At 45.6% G+C, this 19521-nt stretch carries 14 protein-coding genes and 1 pseudogene; 5 read left to right on the top strand and 10 right to left on the bottom strand.

Annotated features, from left to right (window positions below; all coding sequences use genetic code 11):
* The coding region (locus tag V2H45_RS19805; RefSeq protein WP_330485410.1) for a class I SAM-dependent methyltransferase at positions 1 to 584 on the bottom strand (584 nt) is incomplete at its 3' end.
* Positions 585 to 707: 123 nt separating this feature from the next.
* A complete protein-coding gene (locus tag V2H45_RS19800; RefSeq protein ID WP_330485409.1) occupies positions 708 to 845 on the bottom strand; it encodes a hypothetical protein in 138 nt (45 codons plus the stop codon).
* 532 nt (positions 846 to 1377) lie between these two features.
* Between V2H45_RS19800 and V2H45_RS19795 the strand changes: the two genes are divergently transcribed.
* Positions 1378 to 1599 carry a DUF4327 family protein gene (locus tag V2H45_RS19795; RefSeq protein ID WP_330485408.1) on the top strand — a complete coding sequence of 74 codons (222 nt, stop codon included), beginning with the start codon at positions 1378 to 1380 and terminating at the stop codon, positions 1597 to 1599.
* Between the two features lie 265 nt (positions 1600 to 1864).
* Here the strand turns inward: V2H45_RS19795 and V2H45_RS19790 are convergent, their stop codons facing one another.
* Positions 1865 to 3634: an ABC transporter ATP-binding protein gene (locus tag V2H45_RS19790; protein ID WP_330485407.1), complete on the bottom strand. Its 1770-nt coding sequence runs from the start codon at positions 3632 to 3634 to the stop codon at positions 1865 to 1867.
* A gap of 71 nt (positions 3635 to 3705) precedes the next feature.
* Positions 3706 to 4548 carry a 3'(2'),5'-bisphosphate nucleotidase CysQ family protein gene (locus V2H45_RS19785; RefSeq protein WP_330485406.1) on the bottom strand — a complete coding sequence of 281 codons (843 nt, stop codon included), beginning with the start codon at positions 4546 to 4548 and terminating at the stop codon, positions 3706 to 3708.
* 78 nt (positions 4549 to 4626) lie between these two features.
* Here V2H45_RS19785 and V2H45_RS19780 point away from each other — a divergent pair, with 78 nt between their 5' ends.
* Together V2H45_RS19780 and V2H45_RS19775 are read left to right on the top strand one after the other, a co-directional pair.
* A complete protein-coding gene (locus tag V2H45_RS19780) occupies positions 4627 to 5742 on the top strand; it encodes a Light dependent period protein LdpA domain-containing protein (RefSeq protein ID WP_330485405.1) in 1116 nt (371 codons plus the stop codon).
* A 123-nt stretch (positions 5743 to 5865) separates the two neighbouring features.
* Positions 5866 to 7692, top strand: a complete 1827-nt coding sequence (locus V2H45_RS19775) for a R3H domain-containing nucleic acid-binding protein (protein WP_330485404.1) — start codon at positions 5866 to 5868, stop codon at positions 7690 to 7692.
* A gap of 40 nt (positions 7693 to 7732) precedes the next feature.
* Here V2H45_RS19775 and V2H45_RS25700 read toward each other — a convergent pair.
* The 4 genes and pseudogenes from V2H45_RS25700 to V2H45_RS19760 all read right to left on the bottom strand — a co-directional run.
* A pseudogene (locus V2H45_RS25700) lies at positions 7733 to 7870 on the bottom strand (hypothetical protein); the annotation flags it as partial.
* A complete protein-coding gene (locus tag V2H45_RS19770; protein WP_408648842.1) occupies positions 7837 to 8685 on the bottom strand; it encodes a pentapeptide repeat-containing protein in 849 nt (282 codons plus the stop codon). The pseudogene V2H45_RS25700 and the gene V2H45_RS19770, both read right to left, overlap by 34 nt.
* A 656-nt stretch (positions 8686 to 9341) precedes the next feature.
* Positions 9342 to 10184 (bottom strand): Rpn family recombination-promoting nuclease/putative transposase, encoded by an 843-nt coding sequence (locus tag V2H45_RS19765; RefSeq protein ID WP_330485402.1) that lies wholly within the window; start codon positions 10182 to 10184, stop codon positions 9342 to 9344.
* Positions 10185 to 10299: 115 nt separating this feature from the next.
* Entirely contained in the window at positions 10300 to 13851 is a 3552-nt protein-coding gene (locus tag V2H45_RS19760; protein WP_330485401.1) for a response regulator, read from the bottom strand.
* 47 nt (positions 13852 to 13898) lie between these two features.
* Here V2H45_RS19760 and V2H45_RS19755 point away from each other — a divergent pair, with 47 nt between their 5' ends.
* On the top strand, positions 13899 to 15620 hold the full coding sequence (locus V2H45_RS19755; RefSeq protein ID WP_330485400.1) for an ABC transporter substrate-binding protein: 1722 nt from the start codon (positions 13899 to 13901) through the stop codon (positions 15618 to 15620).
* 9 nt (positions 15621 to 15629) lie between these two features.
* Here the strand turns inward: V2H45_RS19755 and V2H45_RS19750 are convergent, their stop codons facing one another.
* Entirely contained in the window at positions 15630 to 17690 is a 2061-nt protein-coding gene (locus tag V2H45_RS19750) for a D-alanyl-lipoteichoic acid biosynthesis protein DltD (RefSeq protein WP_330485399.1), read from the bottom strand.
* 384 nt (positions 17691 to 18074) lie between these two features.
* Here V2H45_RS19750 and V2H45_RS19745 point away from each other — a divergent pair, with 384 nt between their 5' ends.
* Entirely contained in the window at positions 18075 to 18845 is a 771-nt protein-coding gene (locus tag V2H45_RS19745) for a hypothetical protein (RefSeq protein ID WP_330485398.1), read from the top strand.
* Positions 18846 to 18858: 13 nt separating this feature from the next.
* Here V2H45_RS19745 and V2H45_RS19740 read toward each other — a convergent pair whose 3' ends face one another.
* Positions 18859 to 19269, bottom strand: coding sequence for a type II toxin-antitoxin system VapC family toxin (locus V2H45_RS19740; RefSeq protein WP_330485397.1), 411 nt, complete (start codon positions 19267 to 19269; stop codon positions 18859 to 18861).
* Between the last annotated feature and the right edge of the window lie 252 nt (positions 19270 to 19521).

The raw sequence follows: 19521 nt of genomic DNA, 5'->3' as shown, positions 1-19521 counted from the left end.
AGGGAAGAGGAAAACCCTGTCCACAACTTGTTTTTATTTCCCAACAACTCTATTCCTTCACGGTACTCTGCGTTGGTGCGTAACATATCAGCGAGCAAGACATAGCCACCCTTTACGGCTAAGTGGGCTGCACCCTCTGCAATATCCTTTGCCGACATATATTGACTGCTTTCGCTAAATAGCAGTAGATCGTAAGCAGGTGAAGGATTTTTGGCTTGAGAAGTTTCCACAAAGTTCTCGAATGTTGACATATGAAAGGGTGCTTCACCACCTGTGCGAGTGAGAAAATTTTCCTGCTGGGATGGGTCAGGGGCTAGACCTTCGACTTTAAAGCCTTGCTTGAGGAGGTAGGCAGCATTCCCCCCAATACCACAGCCGACATCAAGGATAGTGCGAATTCCTTCGGGAATAAAAGCGAGTAAATGAAAAGCGTAGGATTCTTGAGCTTTGCGAAGACCTAAAATGGTCAAATCGTCGAATGAGGTGGGGATTGGCTCCCAATAGCCATAGTGAAGGTATTGAGAACCTGTGATTTCCATATAATATTGGAGTGCGGCATTTTGATAGCGAGTGACTTTATTCATATAGTTTGTGATTCATGTTAATGGGTGATAGGGGTAATGTTCTAAATCTGAGATTGCTTCTTTCAAGATTCCTGAGGCAGACTGAGCTAAAACTCTTCTCAGCGCTTATGAATTTCATAACCCTCACAGGTTGCGATCGCGATGCTTTGGTAGGAGCTTAAACCCAGACTGACGATTTTCTGGCAATAATCCCATGACTGCTTGCTGTGGATTGTCAGTCTGCAATACTCGCAGAAGCAGTTGAATTACATTTTGTTCCAAGCTAGGGATTGAAGAATAGGTCTGTATCTATACCTATGAAATAAATTGAATTTAAAATGGAACCAGAAGGTTTACCACTGTGAAATGCTTATTACTTAATGGTTGCTGAAGTTAAAGCTGGGGGACAGTACTGGGCTCACACCAGATTTTCTCTGTTACCTCTTGTGGCGGTTTTCTACTTGAACCGACAGTTTCTCAACTCTAACACAGGACAGATCTGTCAGCGTAAAAGCCAAAATTTCAGCAATCTTTCCAAGAAATTAAAAAAATAGAATATAGGATTTGCAAAATATAGATTTCAAGTGTAATATGCAAAGCTGGCAACGCAGAATGTTGGCGTTTAGTCCTTTACCAATTTTTAAGCTAAGTTTAAATAGGCAAAGTCGAGATCGGGCAAGTTTAACACTCCATGAGTTAATTAAATTGCCAAGATCCTAAGCTGCCAAAAAATTGAATTGCCACAATGCAGGCTGACGAAAGTTTCAAAAATCGCGCCTGTTTTACTAGAACGAATGCAACCTTTACGGAGTTTATGAATACACAAGTAGCTCACCCCATGGTGAAGTTTCAAAATCAAGTGCGATCGCTGGTCAAATCTAAGTTGGTCAAGCCAAGCGATCGGCTATGGCAAATTTCCTTGATTTTTGGGGATGAATGGCAACACTGGAAACAGGAACTGTCAGAATTTGGTTTTAGCACCCAAGATGTCATCAGCAGCTTATTAGAAGTTGAAGCATGGGATGAAGAAGAGTAATTAGCATTTAGCTATTGGCGTGTAGCTATCAGTTGCCAGTTTAGGACTGAACGCTGATAGCTAGGTAGCGTTCAGTGTGATCCAGCTTCGTGGTGAATTAGCTCGAAAGTAGCTGTAAGTTCCATTTTTTGAAGAGAACTCGTCCCTAACATTATCCAGAGCGATACTAAAAAACTATAAGTGGCTAGCTAACGTCTTTTGGGGCGATGTAGATAACGATATAAACCTAGTTCTCTTCTTTAGCTGTGAATTTGCGATCGCTGCATCACTGAAACTGGCGCGTGTGAAATTGAGCGTAGCGACCTCCCTGCTGAATCAGTTGATCGTGCGTCCCAGATTCGACGACCTGACCTTGCTCCAAAACAAAAATCCGATCGCTATTACGAACTGTCGCCAAACGGTGGGCGATCACAAATACCGTCCGTCCCAGCATCAGGCGCTGTAGGGCTTCTTGGACGAGGCTTTCGGACTCAGCGTCAAGGGCAGAGGTGGCTTCGTCGAGAATGAGGATTTTAGGATTGTGCAAAACTGCCCGAGCGATCGCAATTCGCTGTCTTTGTCCCCCTGAGAGATTCACCCCGCGTTCGCCCACCCAAGTCAGATAACCATGGGGCAATTGGGAAATAAATTCATGGGCATTGGCAATTTTGGCGGCGGCTTCTACAGCTTCAATCTCAAAGGTCTCTTGCCCAAAGGCAATATTCGAAGCGATCGTGCCCGAGAACAGAATCGTTTCCTGTGGAACCACGGCAATCTGTCGGCGCAAACTCTGTAACGTCACATCTTGAATATTAATGCCGTCAATTAAAATCTTGCCACCACAGGGATCGTAAAACCGCATTAACAAATTCATCAGCGTAGACTTGCCTGCGCCCGAGGAACCCACCAAAGCAATCACTTCTCCTGAAAAGGCTAAAAAGCTAATCCCGCGCAGGATCGGCTGGTCGGGTTGGTAGTGAAACTGCACGTTTTGGTATTCTACCTTGCCTGTAACTTCGGGTAACTCCTGGGCATTGGGCTTCTCAATAATCGTGGGCTGTACGCGAAAAATCTCAAAAATGCGATCGACTGATGCCTCAGCTTGTTTGATTTCGTTGTAGCTGCTCGTGGTATTTACAATCGGGTCGATCAGCAGCAGCACACCCGCAGCAAAGGCAACAAATTGCTTACCCGTCAGTTGACCTGTAGAAATTAACCAAGCCCCCAGAACAAACAGCCCGCAAATTCCAAATGCTTCGATGAAACCAATAAATGGATATTGAATTGCCCGAATCCGATCTGTGGCAAATTTACGGCGACGATTTTGCTCGGCTTCGGCTTTAAACCGTTGAATTTCATAGCCCTCTGTGGCAAAGGCGCGAATTAGACGAATGCCGCTAAACACCTCTGAAAGTAAAGAAGAGAGGCTAGAGACCTGATCTTGACTGCGGCGCGAGAGTTCCAACATGCGATTGCCAAACCAAGCAATCAACAAAGCTACCAAAGGTGCGACCAACAGGGTGGTTAAGGTCAGCACCCAGTTGAGGTAAAACATGTATGCCAGCACAAACACCAGTTGCAAAATCGATGGCACAAACTGATGAAAAAATTTGCCAACCACTTCCCCAATGCGATCGATGTCTTCGGTGAGACGATAGGAAAGATCGCCCGTTCGGGATTCGGCAAAGTAATCTAGATCGAGCTTTTGTAAATGGGCGTAAACATCAACCCGTAGATCCATAGCCACATTTAAGGCTGCCTTTGCCATCAGCGCATCTTGACCGTACTGACATAGACCTCGCCCCACAAACATCAAAACTGTATAGCCAGAAATTTGTACGATCTCAGAGACTTTACCGAGGGCAAGGGCTTCGGATACCAAGCCTAAAATATGGGCGAGTAGAGGCATGGTGCCAATAAAGCCTAGGGTACAGAGAAATGCTTTGGCAATCAGTAACCAGTGAGGGCGTAGGTAGTCACGCAGGAGCCAGTAAGAGGTTTGCTTAGGCGATCGCGTAGTCGATTTCGTTAATTGCTCAGTCAATTGCTTAGTCAAGTCAGTTCTTGTTTACGTAGCCATACCCCATTAGTTTCTCATTTCAGGGCTGGTTCAGAACTGATTGGCGGCTACATTTCTGAGAGGGCGGTTTGACTGAGTTGGCACAATTGTTCGTGGCAGTGACCGTTGCTGGCAATCAAATTGCCCCATTGTCTGATATCGAGGTTGTTGTATAGCAATGGGCTGCCATCAAAGCGCGTCAATTTCCCCCCTGCCTCAGTCAGAATAATTTCAGGAGCACAATAGTCCCAATCTTTAGGTGCCGATCGCCCCGAAAGTGCAATGTAAAAATCAGCTTGGGCTTCGACGATCGCCCCAAATTTTCCGCCAATACTTCCTACAGACCGTTCTTGGATATTTGGCAAGCGACTGAGAATAAAATCTAGCTCGGCAGTGCGATGGGTGCGGCTGGCGATCGCCACCATATCCTGTACTTCTTTTTTATCGGAAACCTGTACCCGCCGTTTCTGGCCATCTTGGGTTTCTAAATGGGTGCCTTGGTTGGCGATCGCGGAGAATAATTTCCCCTGAGAGGGGCAAGCCACCAAGCCAAGAACGGGGCGTTGTTGATAGGCTAAACCAATATGCACGGCAAATTCACCCGTGTGTTTGATAAAGCCACTGGTGCCATCTAGGGGGTCGATAATCCAAACCCAGTCGTACTCAAGGCGCGTAGCGTCGTCTTCAGCTTCTTCGCTGAGGTAGGCAAAATCGCGCGTGCCCAGTTGATATTTAAGCTGATGCAGGATGTAATCGTTGGCGGCAAAATCCGCAGAGGTAACTTTGCCCTCATCGCCCCCTTTGCTGGTAATTTCTATGCTTTTGGGCGATCGATAGTAGGTCATGATAATATCCGCCGCCCCCCAAGCGATCGGACGGACGATTTCTAGTAACTGGTTGAGATTTTGCATAATGGTGGTTCGGTAGTCGGCGATCAGTTACTAGTTTTATGGCTCAAGTATTAGCACTCAAGTATTAGCATAGAGGAAATGAATCAGTTATCAAATTCTCCCCTAGACTCCCTGCGATCGCACCAATGGTTTAAATTAATCTGCGGTGCTAGCTATCAGCATCTGCCCAGTATTCGTAACCTCGCCCTAGTCTATACCTTGGCTGGGGCTGACTGCATTGATATGGCTGCCGATCCTGCTGTGATTAGAGCTGCAAGAGAGGGAATTTCCGTCGCCCATGGCTGCATGGGTCTTGTCGATCGCGCTCCTGACAATACGATCGCTGCCCCTTGGGTAATGGTGAGTTTTAATGATGGCGAAGATCCGCATTTTCGCAAAGCCCTTTTTGAGCCGCAAGATTGTCTTTCTGGTTGCGATCGCCCCTGTGTGGATATTTGTCCAACCCAAGCGATTCAGTTTCGTGGTGGTAGCGATCGCAACATTCATAGTCCTATAGAGAATGGTTACAATGGGATCGTTGACAGCCTTTGCTACGGCTGTGGTCGATGTTTACCTCTATGCCCAGTGCAAATTATTCACACCCGCGAGCAAGTTTACGCTCCTGAAACCATTCATAGGGAACCGATTGATGCGATTGAAATTCATACCCAACCTGGGCGCGTCCGAGAATTTGGTCAGCTTTGGCAACGTTTGAGTGGGTTAATTCCCCAGCTTAAGTTGGTGGCGGTAAGTTTTCCTGACTGCGAGGACTTGCGTGACTATCTGACCTCACTGCTTGCCTGTATGCATCCCATGCCACAACAGCTTGTTTGGCAGGCAGATGGACGACCGATGAGTGGTGATATTGGGGATGGCGCGACGCGTGCGGCAGTTTTGCTGGCAAAAAAAGTCATAGGAATGCAATTACCCTTTGGTTTTGTGCAGGTTGCAGGTGGTACAAATGCGATTACGGTTGCTAAACTACAGGCAGCTAACGTTCGACCTGCGGGAATTGCCTATGGTAGCTATGCACGTAAATTGGTGGCAGATATTCTAGAGCGATCGTCGAGCAATTATCTAGAAGATGACCCCCTACTGCTACAACAAGCGGTTTCCAAAGCCAAGTGTTTGGTCGGACAGATTAAACATTCCCAATCTGCAAGTGACCTACAAGATGCGACATCAACCTTTTCACCGATTCCCTTAAAGCCATGATTTAAACTACATCTGCCTTCCGAATCTGCGCTAAGACTCTACATTCCAATACTGTATTTCATCTCTCTATTCCGAATCTGCCTTAAGAAACCCTTTCATATATTCACTAAGAATCACCTATTTATGTCGGACGTATTCCGCAAACAAGTTACAGACAATCTCGATCAACTCTTGGCAATCTTGCCGCCTGACATTCGACAAAGCCTAGAAGCTTTTGGACAACTCGATCGCCTCGTTGAAGTTGTGATGGATCTGGGACGCCCCCCAGAGGCGCGTTATTTTGACCTGACCCACTATCTATCCGATGCACCGATTACGCAGGCGGAACTGGATGAATGCGTACAAAGGGTAGGCGAATTTAGCGGCGACAACCGCGCTGGCATCGAGCGCACCCTGCATCGGATTAGTGCCATGCGTAATCGTAAGGGTATGATTATTGGCCTGACTTGCCGCGTTGGGCGAGCCGTCTATGGCACCGTGGAAATGATCAGGGATTTGGTCGAGACGGGCAAATCCATTTTGTTGCTGGGCAAACCGGGAATGGGTAAAACCACGGCATTGCGAGAAATTGCTCGTGTTTTGGCGGATGAAATGACCAAACGGGTTGTAATTATCGACACATCCAATGAGGTGGCTGGTGATGGAGATATTCCGCACCCTGCGATTGGTCGCGCCCGACGGATGCAAGTGGCAAAGCCCGAACTGCAACATCAGGTAATGATTGAAGCGGTGGAAAACCATATGCCCGAAGTCATCGTGATCGATGAAATTGGCACAGAGCTAGAAGCTTTGGCGGCAAGAACAATCGCCGAACGAGGCGTGCAATTGGTCGGTACGGCGCACGGGAACCAGTTGGCGAATTTAATTAAAAATCCCACCCTATCCGATCTTGTGGGCGGTATTCAATCGGTAACCTTGGGCGATGAAGAAATGCGCCGCCGAGGTCTGCCACAAAAGAGCATTCTAGAACGCAAGGCACAGCCTACCTTTGAGATTGCGATCGAAATGCTAGAACGCTATCGCTGGGTCGTCCATAAAAATGTTGCCGAAACCATTGATGCCCTGTTGCGCGATCGCAATCCTGGTCAGCAGATTCGGGCGGTGACTGAAGCAGGTAGTGTGGCAATTACTGAGGAGGCTCCCCCTGCACCTGAAATCATCAAAAATCCTAATGCTAAGGGGTGGCGGGCGTCGGGAAGGATGAAACCCGTTCCGCTCGATCCGAGCACAATTACGAATATTAGCGATCGCCGTTCCGAACGCCAAATCGAGCGACAAGCAGAACGCCAAATCGAACGCCAAGTCGAACGTCTCACCGATCGCCTCTATGGTGGAGACTGGAGTGAAGACTTCGAGCGGGAGCGGGATGGCGAAGATCTGGTTATGGACGATCTGGACGAGACCTCGATCAAATATCCTGCCAATGCCGATCCTGACATTGATGCTACCTATGTCTATCTCTATGCCGTCAGCCGCCATCAAACCGAGCAGGTGATTGAGGCTTTAAATCTACCGATTGTAATTACCAAAGAGGCTGAGAATGCCGATGTGATTTTGGCGCTGCGATCGCAGGTTCGCAGCCATTCTAAGTTGCGTCACATTGCCGAAGCCCGTCAGTTGCCAATTCACGTAATTAAAAGCAGTACAATTCCGCAAATCACTCGCGCTTTGCGGCGGATTTTGCATATTGATGAGAGTCCAGCGGGAACTTCTGCGATCGGCGATCTGAGCCTGTTTGCTTACGGTGACTCAGAGGATGAGATGGAAGCCCTCGAAGAAGCCCGTTTGGCAGTGGAGCAGATTGTAATTCCCAAGGGACAACCCGTAGAATTACTCCCGCGCTCTTCGGTCATTCGTCGCATGCAACACGAACTCGTGGAACACTACCATCTCAAATCATCTAGCTTTGGCAACGAACCCAATCGTCGCCTTCGCATTTATCCCAATTAAAAAATGGACTCTAGGAATCACAAGGTAGTGCTTTAAAAATCTAGTTTTCTGGAAGTCCAAGGGCTTGACAATCGCGATTACTCTTGGTTCTGTCAGGCAGAATAGTTTGACAGAGTTTTGCGTTTTGCAATTGTGATGGGCCTTTTAGATTACTGAGGTCGGTATTACTGAGGTTAGCACCACTGAGATTTGCACCATGAAGAGCGGCGCTTCATGGAGGATGGCTTTACTGAGGTCAGTATTGCTGAGATTTGCACAATAGAGATTGGCTTTACTGAGGTCAGTATTGCTGAGGTCGGCATCACTGACATCTGCACTGTAGAGAACAGATTCTTCAAGACAGGCTTCCTTGAGACAGGCTCCTTTGAGTATGGCATCAATGAGTTTAGCTTTTTTAAGTTGGGCACGATGGAGGTTAGCACCACTGAGGTTAGCACCACTGAGGTTGGCATCATTTAGGATGGCTTTACTGAGGTCTGCATCACTGAGACTGACTTTACTGAGGTATGCACCGCTGAGATTGGCATAAATAAGTGCAGCGCTACTGAGGTCAGAATCATTGAGATAGGCTCTACTAAGATTGGCATTCATAAGGTTGGCATTCTTGAGATTAGCACTGCTAAGATTGGCATCCATAAGGTTGACATCCTTGAGATAGGCTCTACTGAGATTGGTATTCATAAGGTCAGTATTACTGAGATTAGCTCCACTGAGATGAGCGTTCCTTAGGTAGGTATTACTGAGATCTAAACGCTTATCTTCTGGATCTTTTGGATCTTTTTCTGTATCCCGTCTGCCAATAACCGTGAGAGCAGCCTGAATGTCCTTGGCAATTGGTTGCTTTGCAATTTCTTCGACCGCAGCATTCCAGTTTTCTTCTGGTGAACTATTGGAACCACTTTTCTGCGATATTTCATAAGCTTTAGCTCGATTCAGATCTTTTTCCAGTTTCAAAGGTGCTTTCTCCTGAATAAAAGAAGTTAAGACCTCCATGATTGTCCAGTGATCTCTCTCTGAGTCTTTAGCGATTCGCTCTAATGAATAAATTGCACCTAGGCGAACTTCTATTTTATCGCTCCCAAGTTGCTCGACAGCTTTAGCAAACCTCTCTGTAATTAGGCGTGACTCCGCAAGTTCTGAAGCATTTTTAGCTTGCTTTTCATCCGTGTCAGCCTTTTTCTGCGCTAACCGAAAATTTAGAAATAGGAAGACTCCACCAATGACTGTTGCAACTGTTCCCACCCCACTTATGATTGCTTTAACAATTTCTAGGGTTGCATCAAACCTTCTTTTAGCATTGTCTGTGGGATTTTGTTGTAGGCTCCCCCAATCGTGTAATATCCAGTAGAAAAGCCAGGTCAAAATTGCAACCAAAATGGCAACAATAATAAGTAAGACTGCTCTAATACCCCTTGGTTTCTTCAATGTGTCGATACAATGTTTTAGCTTTGTTTTGAACGATCTAAGCATTTGCGATTGTTAAGTGATAGTTCGGTTACTGTAGGTTTTCAATGACGCACCTTCACTTTCTACATTTTTACAACAATCTTGAAGCTTAGATTTCATCAGGATTAATGCCAATCGATTTGAGATGTGCTGTCAATTCTCATCGCTGGGACATTCTTGGTTAGTAATGTTAAGCTTCTCACTCAGCGAGTTAATTTCTGATCTTCTAACCAGCGATCTAGATCGGTAATATTAGTGAAATCTAAAAGAGCTTCGCTGAGAGCTTCCATCTTCTCAAGTGAAAGCCTTGTAATTTTGATTCGATAGCGAGTGTTTAAAGTCCCAAGTTTTTTTGTTAGCAGTCGTAAAAGCAGTGATTTGGCTTCATTTCGTCTACCCTCTTGCTTAGCGTCCTTATAAACACGAGTATGTTTTAAATCATTGAGTGTAAACATTGCCTCAATCTCCTTTCGGGTTAACTGCGGAAACTTATAGACTAAAACCGTCTCAATAAATTCTACTACCTCATCCCGCAGGAGAGGCAGTGTTTCTTGCTCAACTTGAACTGCTAACTGTCTGACTAGCTCAGGTGCTTTTGCCTCAGACACTAAAATTAACTGTACGATCGCAATACCAAGAGAATTCGTTCCGCGATCCAACCAATCCTCAAGATAAACACGCACGATCCGATTACTGTCAAACAACTCCTGAAAATGTGGTGATTCACCTGGATCGTAAATCCGACGGGCAAAAATTGCTACGGCATACCAGTTTTGTAAAGGCTTGTATTGCCTAAGATACAGGCAAATCTCTGACATCAAGTCCCAATAGAAATCATCTTTCGGTTGAAACTGAACCTCTGCAAAAATAACGGGTTTTTCTAAAGTGTTTGGCAGAAAAATGCCATCAAATCGAAAGGCTTTTTCTTTCACCTCCGCTGACACAAACTCATAGCCGTCAGCAGTAGACGGAGGTTGTTCGATTAGCTCGAACAGTAAAGTGTGAAAGCTCTGAAATAATTGATAGAAAAGCGTATCAGTTCTCATGGCTGCAAAGCATATCAGAGTTTTAGACTAAATTTTTGCCGCGATCGCGGAAATCAATATCTATGGAGTAAGCCGTAGCTTTGTCTGTTAAGACAAAGTAGATAACTATGAAAATCTAAATGACTCCCAAAGGTTTGCATTTACTTAAAGCGCGTACTAATTCCTCGACATGAACGGGTTTGCTGATGTAATCACTCATTCCTGCTTCTAAGCATTTTACTTGATCGCCTTGCATCGCATTTGCAGTCATGGCAATAATTCGAGGTCGTTCAGCTTGATTCCATTCTTCAAGAATCATCCGCGTGGCTGTTAATCCATCCATTTCGGGCATTTGCATATCCATGAGTACGACATCATAGGTTTGTCGCCTTAATGCGTCTAAAACTTCTAATCCATTTCCTGCAATATCTGCTCGGTAGCCCATACGTGCCAGCAAACGTACACCCACCTTTTGATTGACTAAATTGTCTTCTGCCATGAGAATGCGTAGGGGATGTTTCTCCGCCATGTCAGCTTCGATGCTAGGAAGTTGAGTAGGAACTCCGACCTTAATTGGCTGAACTGATAGAATGTTGCTGAGCAAATCGTAAAGTTGTGACTGCTTGATTGGTTTATTCAGACAAGCGGCAAGTTTGACTACAGCAAGATCTGGAATATCAGATTTGGTTAATGAAGTTAGCATGACCAATGGAAGATTATCACCTCTAGGTAGCTTGCGGATCTCTTTGGCTAGGGTCATCCCATCCATTTCGGGCATCTGCATATCGAGAATTACGACATCAAACCTGCGATCCTGCGATAAAAGTTCCAGTGCCTTAGCTCCTGAGTCAACCGTGTGAGCTATCATATGCCAAGCCTGTACTTGTAAACTCAAAATCCTCAGATTTGTGGCATTGTCATCGACAATCAATAATTGCTTGCCAGCTAGTTCGGGCAAAGAAGATATCGCAGGATCGATGGAGGGGGATTCGGAGGTGGCTTTTGCCAAAATTGTGAAATAGAACGTAGAGCCCCGATCGGAATCAACAGCTAGAGGGTTAAATGGAGAAGTGATATTCTTACCCTCATGAGGTGCAGTGACCCAATCTAAAGGAGGATCGCCACCCACTACACCCTGACTCTCAACCCAAAGCCTTCCTCCCATCATAGTACTAAGACGTTGGCAGATTACCAGCCCTAAACCAGTGCCGCCATATTGCCGCGTAATTGAGCTATCAGCTTGGCTAAAGGGTTTAAACAGGCGATCGAGGCGATCGCTTTTGATGCCAATCCCCGTATCCTTAATGGCAAAACGAAGATTGAAAACTTCGTCCTCGACAGATACAACATCAACCGCAAGGATAACCTCTCCAAAAGAGGTGAACTTAATGGCATTACTGAGCAGGTTGACGAGAATTTGCCGCAATCGCGTCACATCGCTCATAATATGCGAGGGCACATCAGGGCTAATCCAGTAAGCTAGCTCAATTCTTTTTTCTAAGCTTTTAGATGCCAGTAACTCCACTGCACCTTCTATACAAGTTCTGAGATTAAAAGCCTGTTCTTCTAGATCTAGTTTGCCTGATTCAATTTTAGAGAAGTCTAAAATATCATTGATGATCGTTAATAGTGCATCGCTACTGTTGCGAATCGTTTCAGTAAATTCCTGTTGATCGGCGGTGAGGGATGTATCAAGGAGAAGTCCTGTCATCCCAATTACAGCATTCATGGGCGTGCGAATTTCATGGCTCATGATTGCCAAGAAGTCGCTCTTGGCACGATTGGCGGACTCAGCTTCAAGTTTTGCCTGTTCTAGGGCGAGAATATTGGCAGCAAGGGTTTCCCTCTGTTGGGTTTCTTTTTCTAAGAGGTCAGCTTGGGCGATCGCAATACCCATTTGTGCCGCGATCGCTTCGAGTAGTGCAATTTCACTGGATGTCCACTGACGATAGCGATCGCATTGATGTAGCGCAATTACCCCATTGGTTTTATTTTGATAGGAAGTCCGCACAGCCAACATGGACTTTAAGCCAATTTGTTTGCAGATGAATTTCGTTTTTTCGAGTAAGGGATCGGCATAAACATCATAGGTCGCGATCGCTTGATCTTGACTAATGAGAAGTTCCAAATGAGCGTTCCCGGTTGCAGGAAGATTGATGTCACGCATAGACGAATAACCCTCTTCCAAATATTCAGAGACTAAAGGAATTTGGGGTGACGGGTCATCAAGATAGGCACGAAGCAGACAACGACTGACACTAAAGGTTTGCCCGATTTGCAGGGCTGCTGTTGCAAAAATCTGCTCGCGATTGAGGCTTTGACGGATCTCTTGCGTAATTTGTTTGAGTAATAAGACACTTTGAAATTCTCGCTGTAATGTCGCTTGAGCTTCTCGAATATCGGTAATATCAAGGCAAGATCCGATATAGCCCACAAACACACCATCGAGATCGTAGCGAGGCACACCCGTACTCAGTACCCAACAATATTCCCCATCAAATCTGCGTAGGCGGTATTCCATTTGAAAGCGTTGCTGATTTTGTGAAGAGGAACTGTAAACATACAAGCAACGCTCTAGATCGTGGGGGTGAACGCTTTCTGTCCAACCATCCCCAATTTCTTGTTCGAGCGATCGCCCAGTGAAGTTTAACCAAGTCCAGTTAAAGAACGTACAGAGACGATTAGGGTCAGACATCCACAGCATTACAGGGGCACTGTCTGCCATGCTACGAAAGCGTTTTTCACTTTCTCGTAAATCGAACTCTATTCGTTCTCTCTCTTGGGATTCTATTTCTAGATTTTGTAGGCGTTGCTTGGCAGTTTCAGCAAAATAGGTCGCCAGTGCTAATGTCCAAGCGATCGCCAGACCACTCAAGCAAATTACCAAGGGCAGGTAAGAATGCTGTTGTTCTAAATAGGAAAAGGTTGGCCAAAGCTTGACTTTTAACCTTACATTATGGAAGTTGAGATCTACGTCTTCCGATAATGCAATTTGATTTTGTAAGAATCGCTCGGAATTGCGATGATAGAGTAAATCTTCACCATCAAAGATTGCAATCTCATAGTTTTCTAAGTTTTGCTGCGTCAGAATTGTGTCAATGAGGAGTCGAAATCTGTAAACCCCAATCATGTAGCCTTCAAGCTCTTGAGTCTTACGATGAAATATGGGAATGATGACGAACAATACCTGCTCGTTGGACTGAGGGATAACAAAATTAGACCGAGGGATAACAAAACGACCGATCGTAATTGACTTAGTTCTTTGAGCCGATAGAAACTCTTCGCGAAATTGTCCTAACGAAGTCAGATCGAAATTTGTTCGGTTCTGATTGTATTCTCTTACGCGCCAGAGCGTTTGAAGATTCTTATCAATCCACTGAATTGTTTGATAACCAGCCAGCTTTTTTAGGGTAACTTCTGCCTCTTTTTCCCATATAGCTTGCGATCTGTCGCCATATCCCTCCCAATTCTCTACCATTCCCTCCAAGATCGAAATGCGAGAATTTAATTGTTCGGTTAGTATCGTTTTAATGGTTGAAGTTTGCTGATGTAAAATTTGAGTTAGCTTTTCTTGCTCTTGAACTCTCAATATCTGCAATATAGCTAGGGTAGCAATAGAACCAATGATGCCAATCAAAATAGGTCGCAGATGCCATTTATTTCCCACGGGTAGCTTCAAGTTGTACATTTGTGTTTAACGATCGTGTTCAGCAAGTTCAGCAGGCGTAGATCATCATGGGATTATTAGAAAATTGGCTCAGGAATTGGCTCGTAAATTGGCTCAGGAATTGGCAGGAGCGAAAATGGCGATTGGGCTTCTGGTGCGTTGCTGTGGTTTGCGGTTTGATTGTAGCGAATTGTCAGCCCACTAATCAATATACAAACCCTTCCCGTGGCGACTCATCTAATGGTAACACTGCCAATGCTGGGGTATTGGTCTATGGCTCCGGTGGTCAGCCTGTGAACTTGGAACCTGGCAATTTTATAGACGGAAATTCGGCGATCGCGCAGCAACAGATCTACGATCGCTTGATTGCCTTTAAAGATGGCACGGTAGAGTTAGAACCTTCACTGGCTGAATCATGGACTGGCTCGGAAGATGGGAAGGTTTGGTTATTTAAGTTGCGTCAGGGAGTTAAGTTTCATGATGGTAGCGATTTTGATGCGGCTGCGGTGAAATTTAATGTGGAACGTTGGTGGGATCCGCAACATCCCCAAGGTTTTCGTAATGCTGGCAAGAACTACGAGATTTGGAAAGAACTCTTTGGTGGTTTTAAGGGAGAACCTGAATCTTTACTAAGGGAAGTGGAAGCCGTCGATCGCAATACGGTGAAATTTACCCTAAATCAAGCCTTTGCCGCTTTCCCTACCGCGATCGCCTCTAATTATTTTGGCATTGCTAGTCCCAAAGCCATTCAACAGATGGGCGCAAGTTACGGTGTTGCCAGTAATAGCGATGCGAATTCAATTGCTGTGGGAACGGGAGCCTTCCGACTTAAGGAGTGGCGTACGGGCGATCGGATTGCCTTCGTGAAGAATCCCAATTACTGGCAAAAAGATTTGCCTAAATCCGAGCAAATGGTTATGCGTTTTGTCATCGATCCTGCGGCACGTTTGGCACAACTGCGAGCAACTCAGCTCGATTTCACCGTCGATCTCGCTCCCGATCAGAGGGCTGAAATTGTCAGCGACCCTAACCTCGATGCCGTTGCTCGCCCTTCGTTTAATGTGGGCTATTTGGCACTCAATCCAAGCTATCAGCCCTTGTCTAACCCAAAGGTGAGAATGGCGATCGCCCAAGCTATCAATCGTAAAGCGATCGTTAAGGCCTTTTGGGGCGACCTGGGCATCAGTGACAGCCATTTTTTACCCCCTTCCTTAGCTTGGGCACAGTCTTCAACACTGGGGGATTATGAATACAACCCTCAAAAAGCGAAACAACTCTTAGCCGAAGCAGGTTATGCCAATGGCTTTGAGTTGGAACTTTGGTATATGCCCGTCTCACGCCCCTATTTTCCTACGCCCAAGCCGATCGCAGAGGCATTCGCCGCCGATCTGAGCGCCGTCGGTATTCGGGTCAGTTTAAAAACGAAAGATTGGGCAGCCTATCTCAACGATCGCAACAAAGCTCCTGGGTTTCAGTCCTATATGATGGGCTGGACTGCTGACTATGGCGATCCAGATAACTTCTACTATCCTCACTTTGCGGCAAATTCCACCAAAGATTTGGGAGGATGGAAACAGGAACGATTGATCCAGCTATTAGATCGAGGGCGGGCGATCGCAGACATCAAAGAGAGAGCGCAAGTCTATGCGGAAGTTGATGAGATTCTCTATCGTGAGGTAGTGCGAATTCCAATCGTGCATTCTCAGCCCTTGCTAGCGAAACGCAAGGCTCTCACAGGTTGGATTCCCAGCCCCCTAGGTGTGGAGTCCTTTGCCACGGTTGCTAAATAGATGTGTTGATTAATAGCTTGCAGACTTCCAGCGAATTTGTGAATTACTGGCGAGTTCCTTTGCTACGGCGATCGCACCCTGTCGGTTGAGGTGACTGGGGTCAGAAAAAAGTGCAGCTTGATTGCGCCATGTTTGACTCAGATCGATATAGGTGAAATTCAATTGTGTGGCAAGATCGCGCATACGACTGCTAAAGAGCAATTCATAGCGCGATCGCGTCGGGTCGAGATAGACATTGTGTAAAGGCAAGTTCACAAACACCAGTTGAATATTATGCTGGCGGCAAAACTCTGAAACAGCCGTAAACGATTCCATCTGTTTGCCATTGAGATTGAAATCTCGATAGTCTAGATCGTAGTCGCCAGAGACCTGTGGGTGGTTTTGAAAGTAGGTTTTTGGATCGAAGGTAACATCAAAAGCCACAAAGCCTTTTGAATCCATTTCCGCAGATCGGTTGGGTTGAGCGGCTCTGAGCAGTTGGCGGCGATTGCTAAACCACAGGGTCGATTGATCGAAACCCTTAACCAATGACGCACGGACTTGTTGCCTTTGGGGGTAACTATCAAAAACAGCATGAAACATTTTGCCAAGTGGGGTTACAGGCTTCTCACTATCTAAGTCCTTATTAGGATTCTGCTCGGACTTCCCATCCGTAGAAGCATCTTTAGATTTACGACTGGCTTGTAATTGTTTGTATCCAGGGGATGTGGAAATTTCATCATAGGTAATATCAGTACGGTTGCTATTAAAAGCTCTGACGCCGTCTGCCCAGATAATCATTCTGGGCAATTGCTGGGATGACAAGATCTCTGTCAATTGCAGGTTAACTACTTTTGCTGTAGCACCATTTACCCCAAAGTTAAAGACACTGATACCCTTATAGCCATTTTGCGCGAGAGATTGTTCTAAGATTGTGGGTTCTACCCCCCTCAAGGCGCGAGAACTGCCCATAATCAAAACATCAGGTGGGCGACGCTGCGCCGAGATATGCCAGTCGATCAATGCCAGTTTGTCATTGAGCAGGTCAATCTGAAAATTTAGTTTGGGGCGATCGGTAAGGCGATTGTCTTTAAGCTCTACAGAACTACTCTGCACTTGGTTTTTTAGTTGAGCTTGAGGCTGGGCATAGTTAAAAAAAGTACGGTCTAGAATGAAGGTTCCCATGCTTCCCACCACCAGACTAGAGAGACAAGTGATGAGCGTGAGAGACTTGGGCTGGTGGGTAAATAGCCATTTCCCTGAAAGCAGGTATTTGAGAATGGATAGGCTGTAGGTAATGACAATAGAGGACTCTTTCTCTTCCTCAGTTGTGTCTTCGCTTTCACTATCTTCTTCAGAGTTGGCTGATAAAAGATCGGGGCGATCGCTGGGGGGAACAATTCCGATCGCAAGCAGATCGATCTCAAACGACCAACTGGGTAATTTTTGTCCGATTACTCTGCTACTGACAGTGACAGATTGCAAATAATCAGAGGGTCTCGTTTGGCGCAGGGCATTGAGAATGGGTAAAGCCATAATCGCCTGTGGAATTGCCGTTTGGCATTCACAGAGGATATTGAGGCAACTTTGGTGGAGTAATACTTTGAGCGCGGTTTTCTTTGTGTTGGGATCTTGTCTCAAACACTCGATGATCTCGGCGGCAAGTAGCGCCGCATGATCGATGGGTAAATCTACCCCCAATGCCCAACCCTTCCCATGTAGTTTGACGCGTCTGACACCCTCTGCAAACATTACGGAAGAGGACAATGCCTGAGAATTGGGTGCGATCGCCTGTAAAATTTTGCATGGCTGGTTAGACTGACAGTGCAAATAAAGACAGTCCTCTTTTTGCTTAGCCTGAGTAATTTTAAGCTCTTCTAATTCCCAAAACTGGTCGCGCAATTGCGAATTATGGAGTGTCTCTGATGGCGTTTTTTGAGACGCTTTGGGGTCGGCTATCGAGCCATGCTCTAGAGCATCAGCCCGATCTGCTGCCCCCTCTTGCTCAGCTTGTTGAGCTACTTCTGTAGCTACTTGAACATCCTCTAAAATATCCACAGGCAATTCAGCATTGCGACCCATTACTTGCATTCATTCCACCAGAATTTTACGCCTCTCGACACCAGCTACTAGCCCGTAGCTCTAAAATTGCCCTGATTATTACATTAACTTTGGCGATCGGCGATCTTTTTCTTGCAAGAAGCGATCGGGCATCAGTGCCAAGGCTAAAGACTACCCAAATTTAAGGCAATATTTCAATTACCTGCGAATCATGTAAGAACTGCGTGCTAAGCCCAATACCATGCTCTGTGTAGAACCTAAAACTTAATCTGTTGTGAATTTTAGAGGAATTGGTATAACTTTTCGATATGCCAGATCGAAAATCGTCACAGTTTGGCAAACCTAGCCTCAAGCGATCGCCCATGATAGAGACCATGATGAAGGTATTTCAGAATCGCTGAGGCTTTAAAGGATATGGATTCAAGATTTATGAATTGGCTATTTGGGTTTGTTGTGTTACTGCTAGCTGCCTTTGGTCTATCGCAGTGGCTGCATTTCTCTTTGGGAAACTTTATGGATTGGGTTGTAGGTGGCAGCATTTTTATTTGGCTTTTGATTATTGTCACCGTTCCTTGGAATATTCATTTCAAAGCCAAGAAGGTTTTGGTTGAGGCAGAGATTTCTCAAGAAAGGGGCATACCGCTCGATCGCAAACAACTTGACTATGCCAAAACCTTGGCAGATCGTTCGTTAATCGCCGCGATCGCTTTGCATGGCATATCTGCTGTGGTGCTGTATGTACTGGCTGCCAGTGGCATTAGTAGCATTGGTTATTTCGGAGCGATCGCAGCGTTGTTGTTAACAATCCTGCGCCCAGCGATCAGCACCTATGAATATCTAGCCAGTCGCCTCGCCATGATTAGCGCTCAGATTGTCTATCCCCGTGAAGATGTGATGGAGTTACGCAGTCGTTTTGCCAATTTAGAGGGGGCAGTCCAACGGCTAGAAGAACAACTGAATGAAGAGCAGCCCTATTCTTGGGCAGCCAAACAACAGCAACACTGGGAAGAAACGCGAAAAGATGTCGCCCGACTCTCTGCTGTATTTGAGGAACTCCGCGCCACGAACAACCAAGATCACGAACGTCTCTCTAGGGAAGCCCAACAAGCGATCGCTCAACTAAGCAGCGATGGTCAGTTTCTCGATCACGTCCGAGAAATTATTCGATTCTTTAAAACTTCTTAAAAATTGACAACACCTACCGTAGTAAGGCGACAAATCCAGCTTGTTCAAAATGTTTGTCGTATGCAAATGCCTCTGCAATATTTTGTTGCTGCATGATCTGAAATGACGTGCAATCTGTGTGACTCCATGCCTGATCTGGTCGGCGATCGTATAGGTCGAGAGCGCTTTTAAAAAGCTCATCTGTTTGGATGATCACTTCAATTTCAGGATTGTTGAATGAGTGGTTAATATACCTGACAGCTTTTTGTCTATATGCTCTCCCTTTTCCCGAGAAAGCATTGAGTAGTTTAGTAAAGACCATCTCACTGGTGACAATATGAAAAGGTTGCAGAGAATTAGTCAGATGTCTAGCTTTGGAGTGAAGCGTGTCATCAGGTAAGAATAAAGCTATCCAATAACCAGTATCAGCAAATATCTTTCTCATTCTTCTTTTGGCGAACCATACAAATAGTGATCTAGATTTTTCGAGAAGTCATTGGGGAACTCTGAACGATCTTCTATTGTGATTTTGGCATTAAGACGATCGATGAAACTCAAGAAAGATGGATTATTAGAGCTTTGTGAGCCAGCACTTTGATTAGATGTTTGAATATAGTCTTGATTTGTACGGGCTTTAATGAATCAATACTTCGGACAGTTTTAGAAAATAGAGAAAAAAAGCCATTCATCGTTTAAG

The organism is Tumidithrix elongata BACA0141 (assembly GCF_036349135.1).
GTDB lineage: Bacteria > Cyanobacteriota > Cyanobacteriia > Pseudanabaenales > Pseudanabaenaceae > Tumidithrix > Tumidithrix elongata.
The sequence above is the reverse complement of the archived record's forward strand: the minus strand, read 5'-3'. Positions and strand labels throughout refer to the sequence as shown.

Coding starts and splice junctions, on each gene's coding strand:
- V2H45_RS19760 (WP_330485401.1), bottom strand. CDS start 13,851: ATGTACAACTTGAAGCTACCCGTGGGAAATAAATGGCATCTGCGACCT.
- V2H45_RS19750 (WP_330485399.1), bottom strand. CDS start 17,690: ATGCAAGTAATGGGTCGCAATGCTGAATTGCCTGTGGATATTTTAGAG.
- V2H45_RS19795 (WP_330485408.1), top strand. CDS start 1,378: ATGAATACACAAGTAGCTCACCCCATGGTGAAGTTTCAAAATCAAGTG.
- V2H45_RS19785 (WP_330485406.1), bottom strand. CDS start 4,548: ATGCAAAATCTCAACCAGTTACTAGAAATCGTCCGTCCGATCGCTTGG.
- V2H45_RS19745 (WP_330485398.1), top strand. CDS start 18,075: ATGGATTCAAGATTTATGAATTGGCTATTTGGGTTTGTTGTGTTACTG.
- V2H45_RS19765 (WP_330485402.1), bottom strand. CDS start 10,184: ATGAGAACTGATACGCTTTTCTATCAATTATTTCAGAGCTTTCACACT.
- V2H45_RS19755 (WP_330485400.1), top strand. CDS start 13,899: ATGGGATTATTAGAAAATTGGCTCAGGAATTGGCTCGTAAATTGGCTC.
- V2H45_RS19780 (WP_330485405.1), top strand. CDS start 4,627: ATGAATCAGTTATCAAATTCTCCCCTAGACTCCCTGCGATCGCACCAA.
- V2H45_RS19775 (WP_330485404.1), top strand. CDS start 5,866: ATGTCGGACGTATTCCGCAAACAAGTTACAGACAATCTCGATCAACTC.
- V2H45_RS19740 (WP_330485397.1), bottom strand. CDS start 19,269: ATGAGAAAGATATTTGCTGATACTGGTTATTGGATAGCTTTATTCTTA.
- V2H45_RS19770 (WP_408648842.1), bottom strand. CDS start 8,685: ATGGAGGTCTTAACTTCTTTTATTCAGGAGAAAGCACCTTTGAAACTG.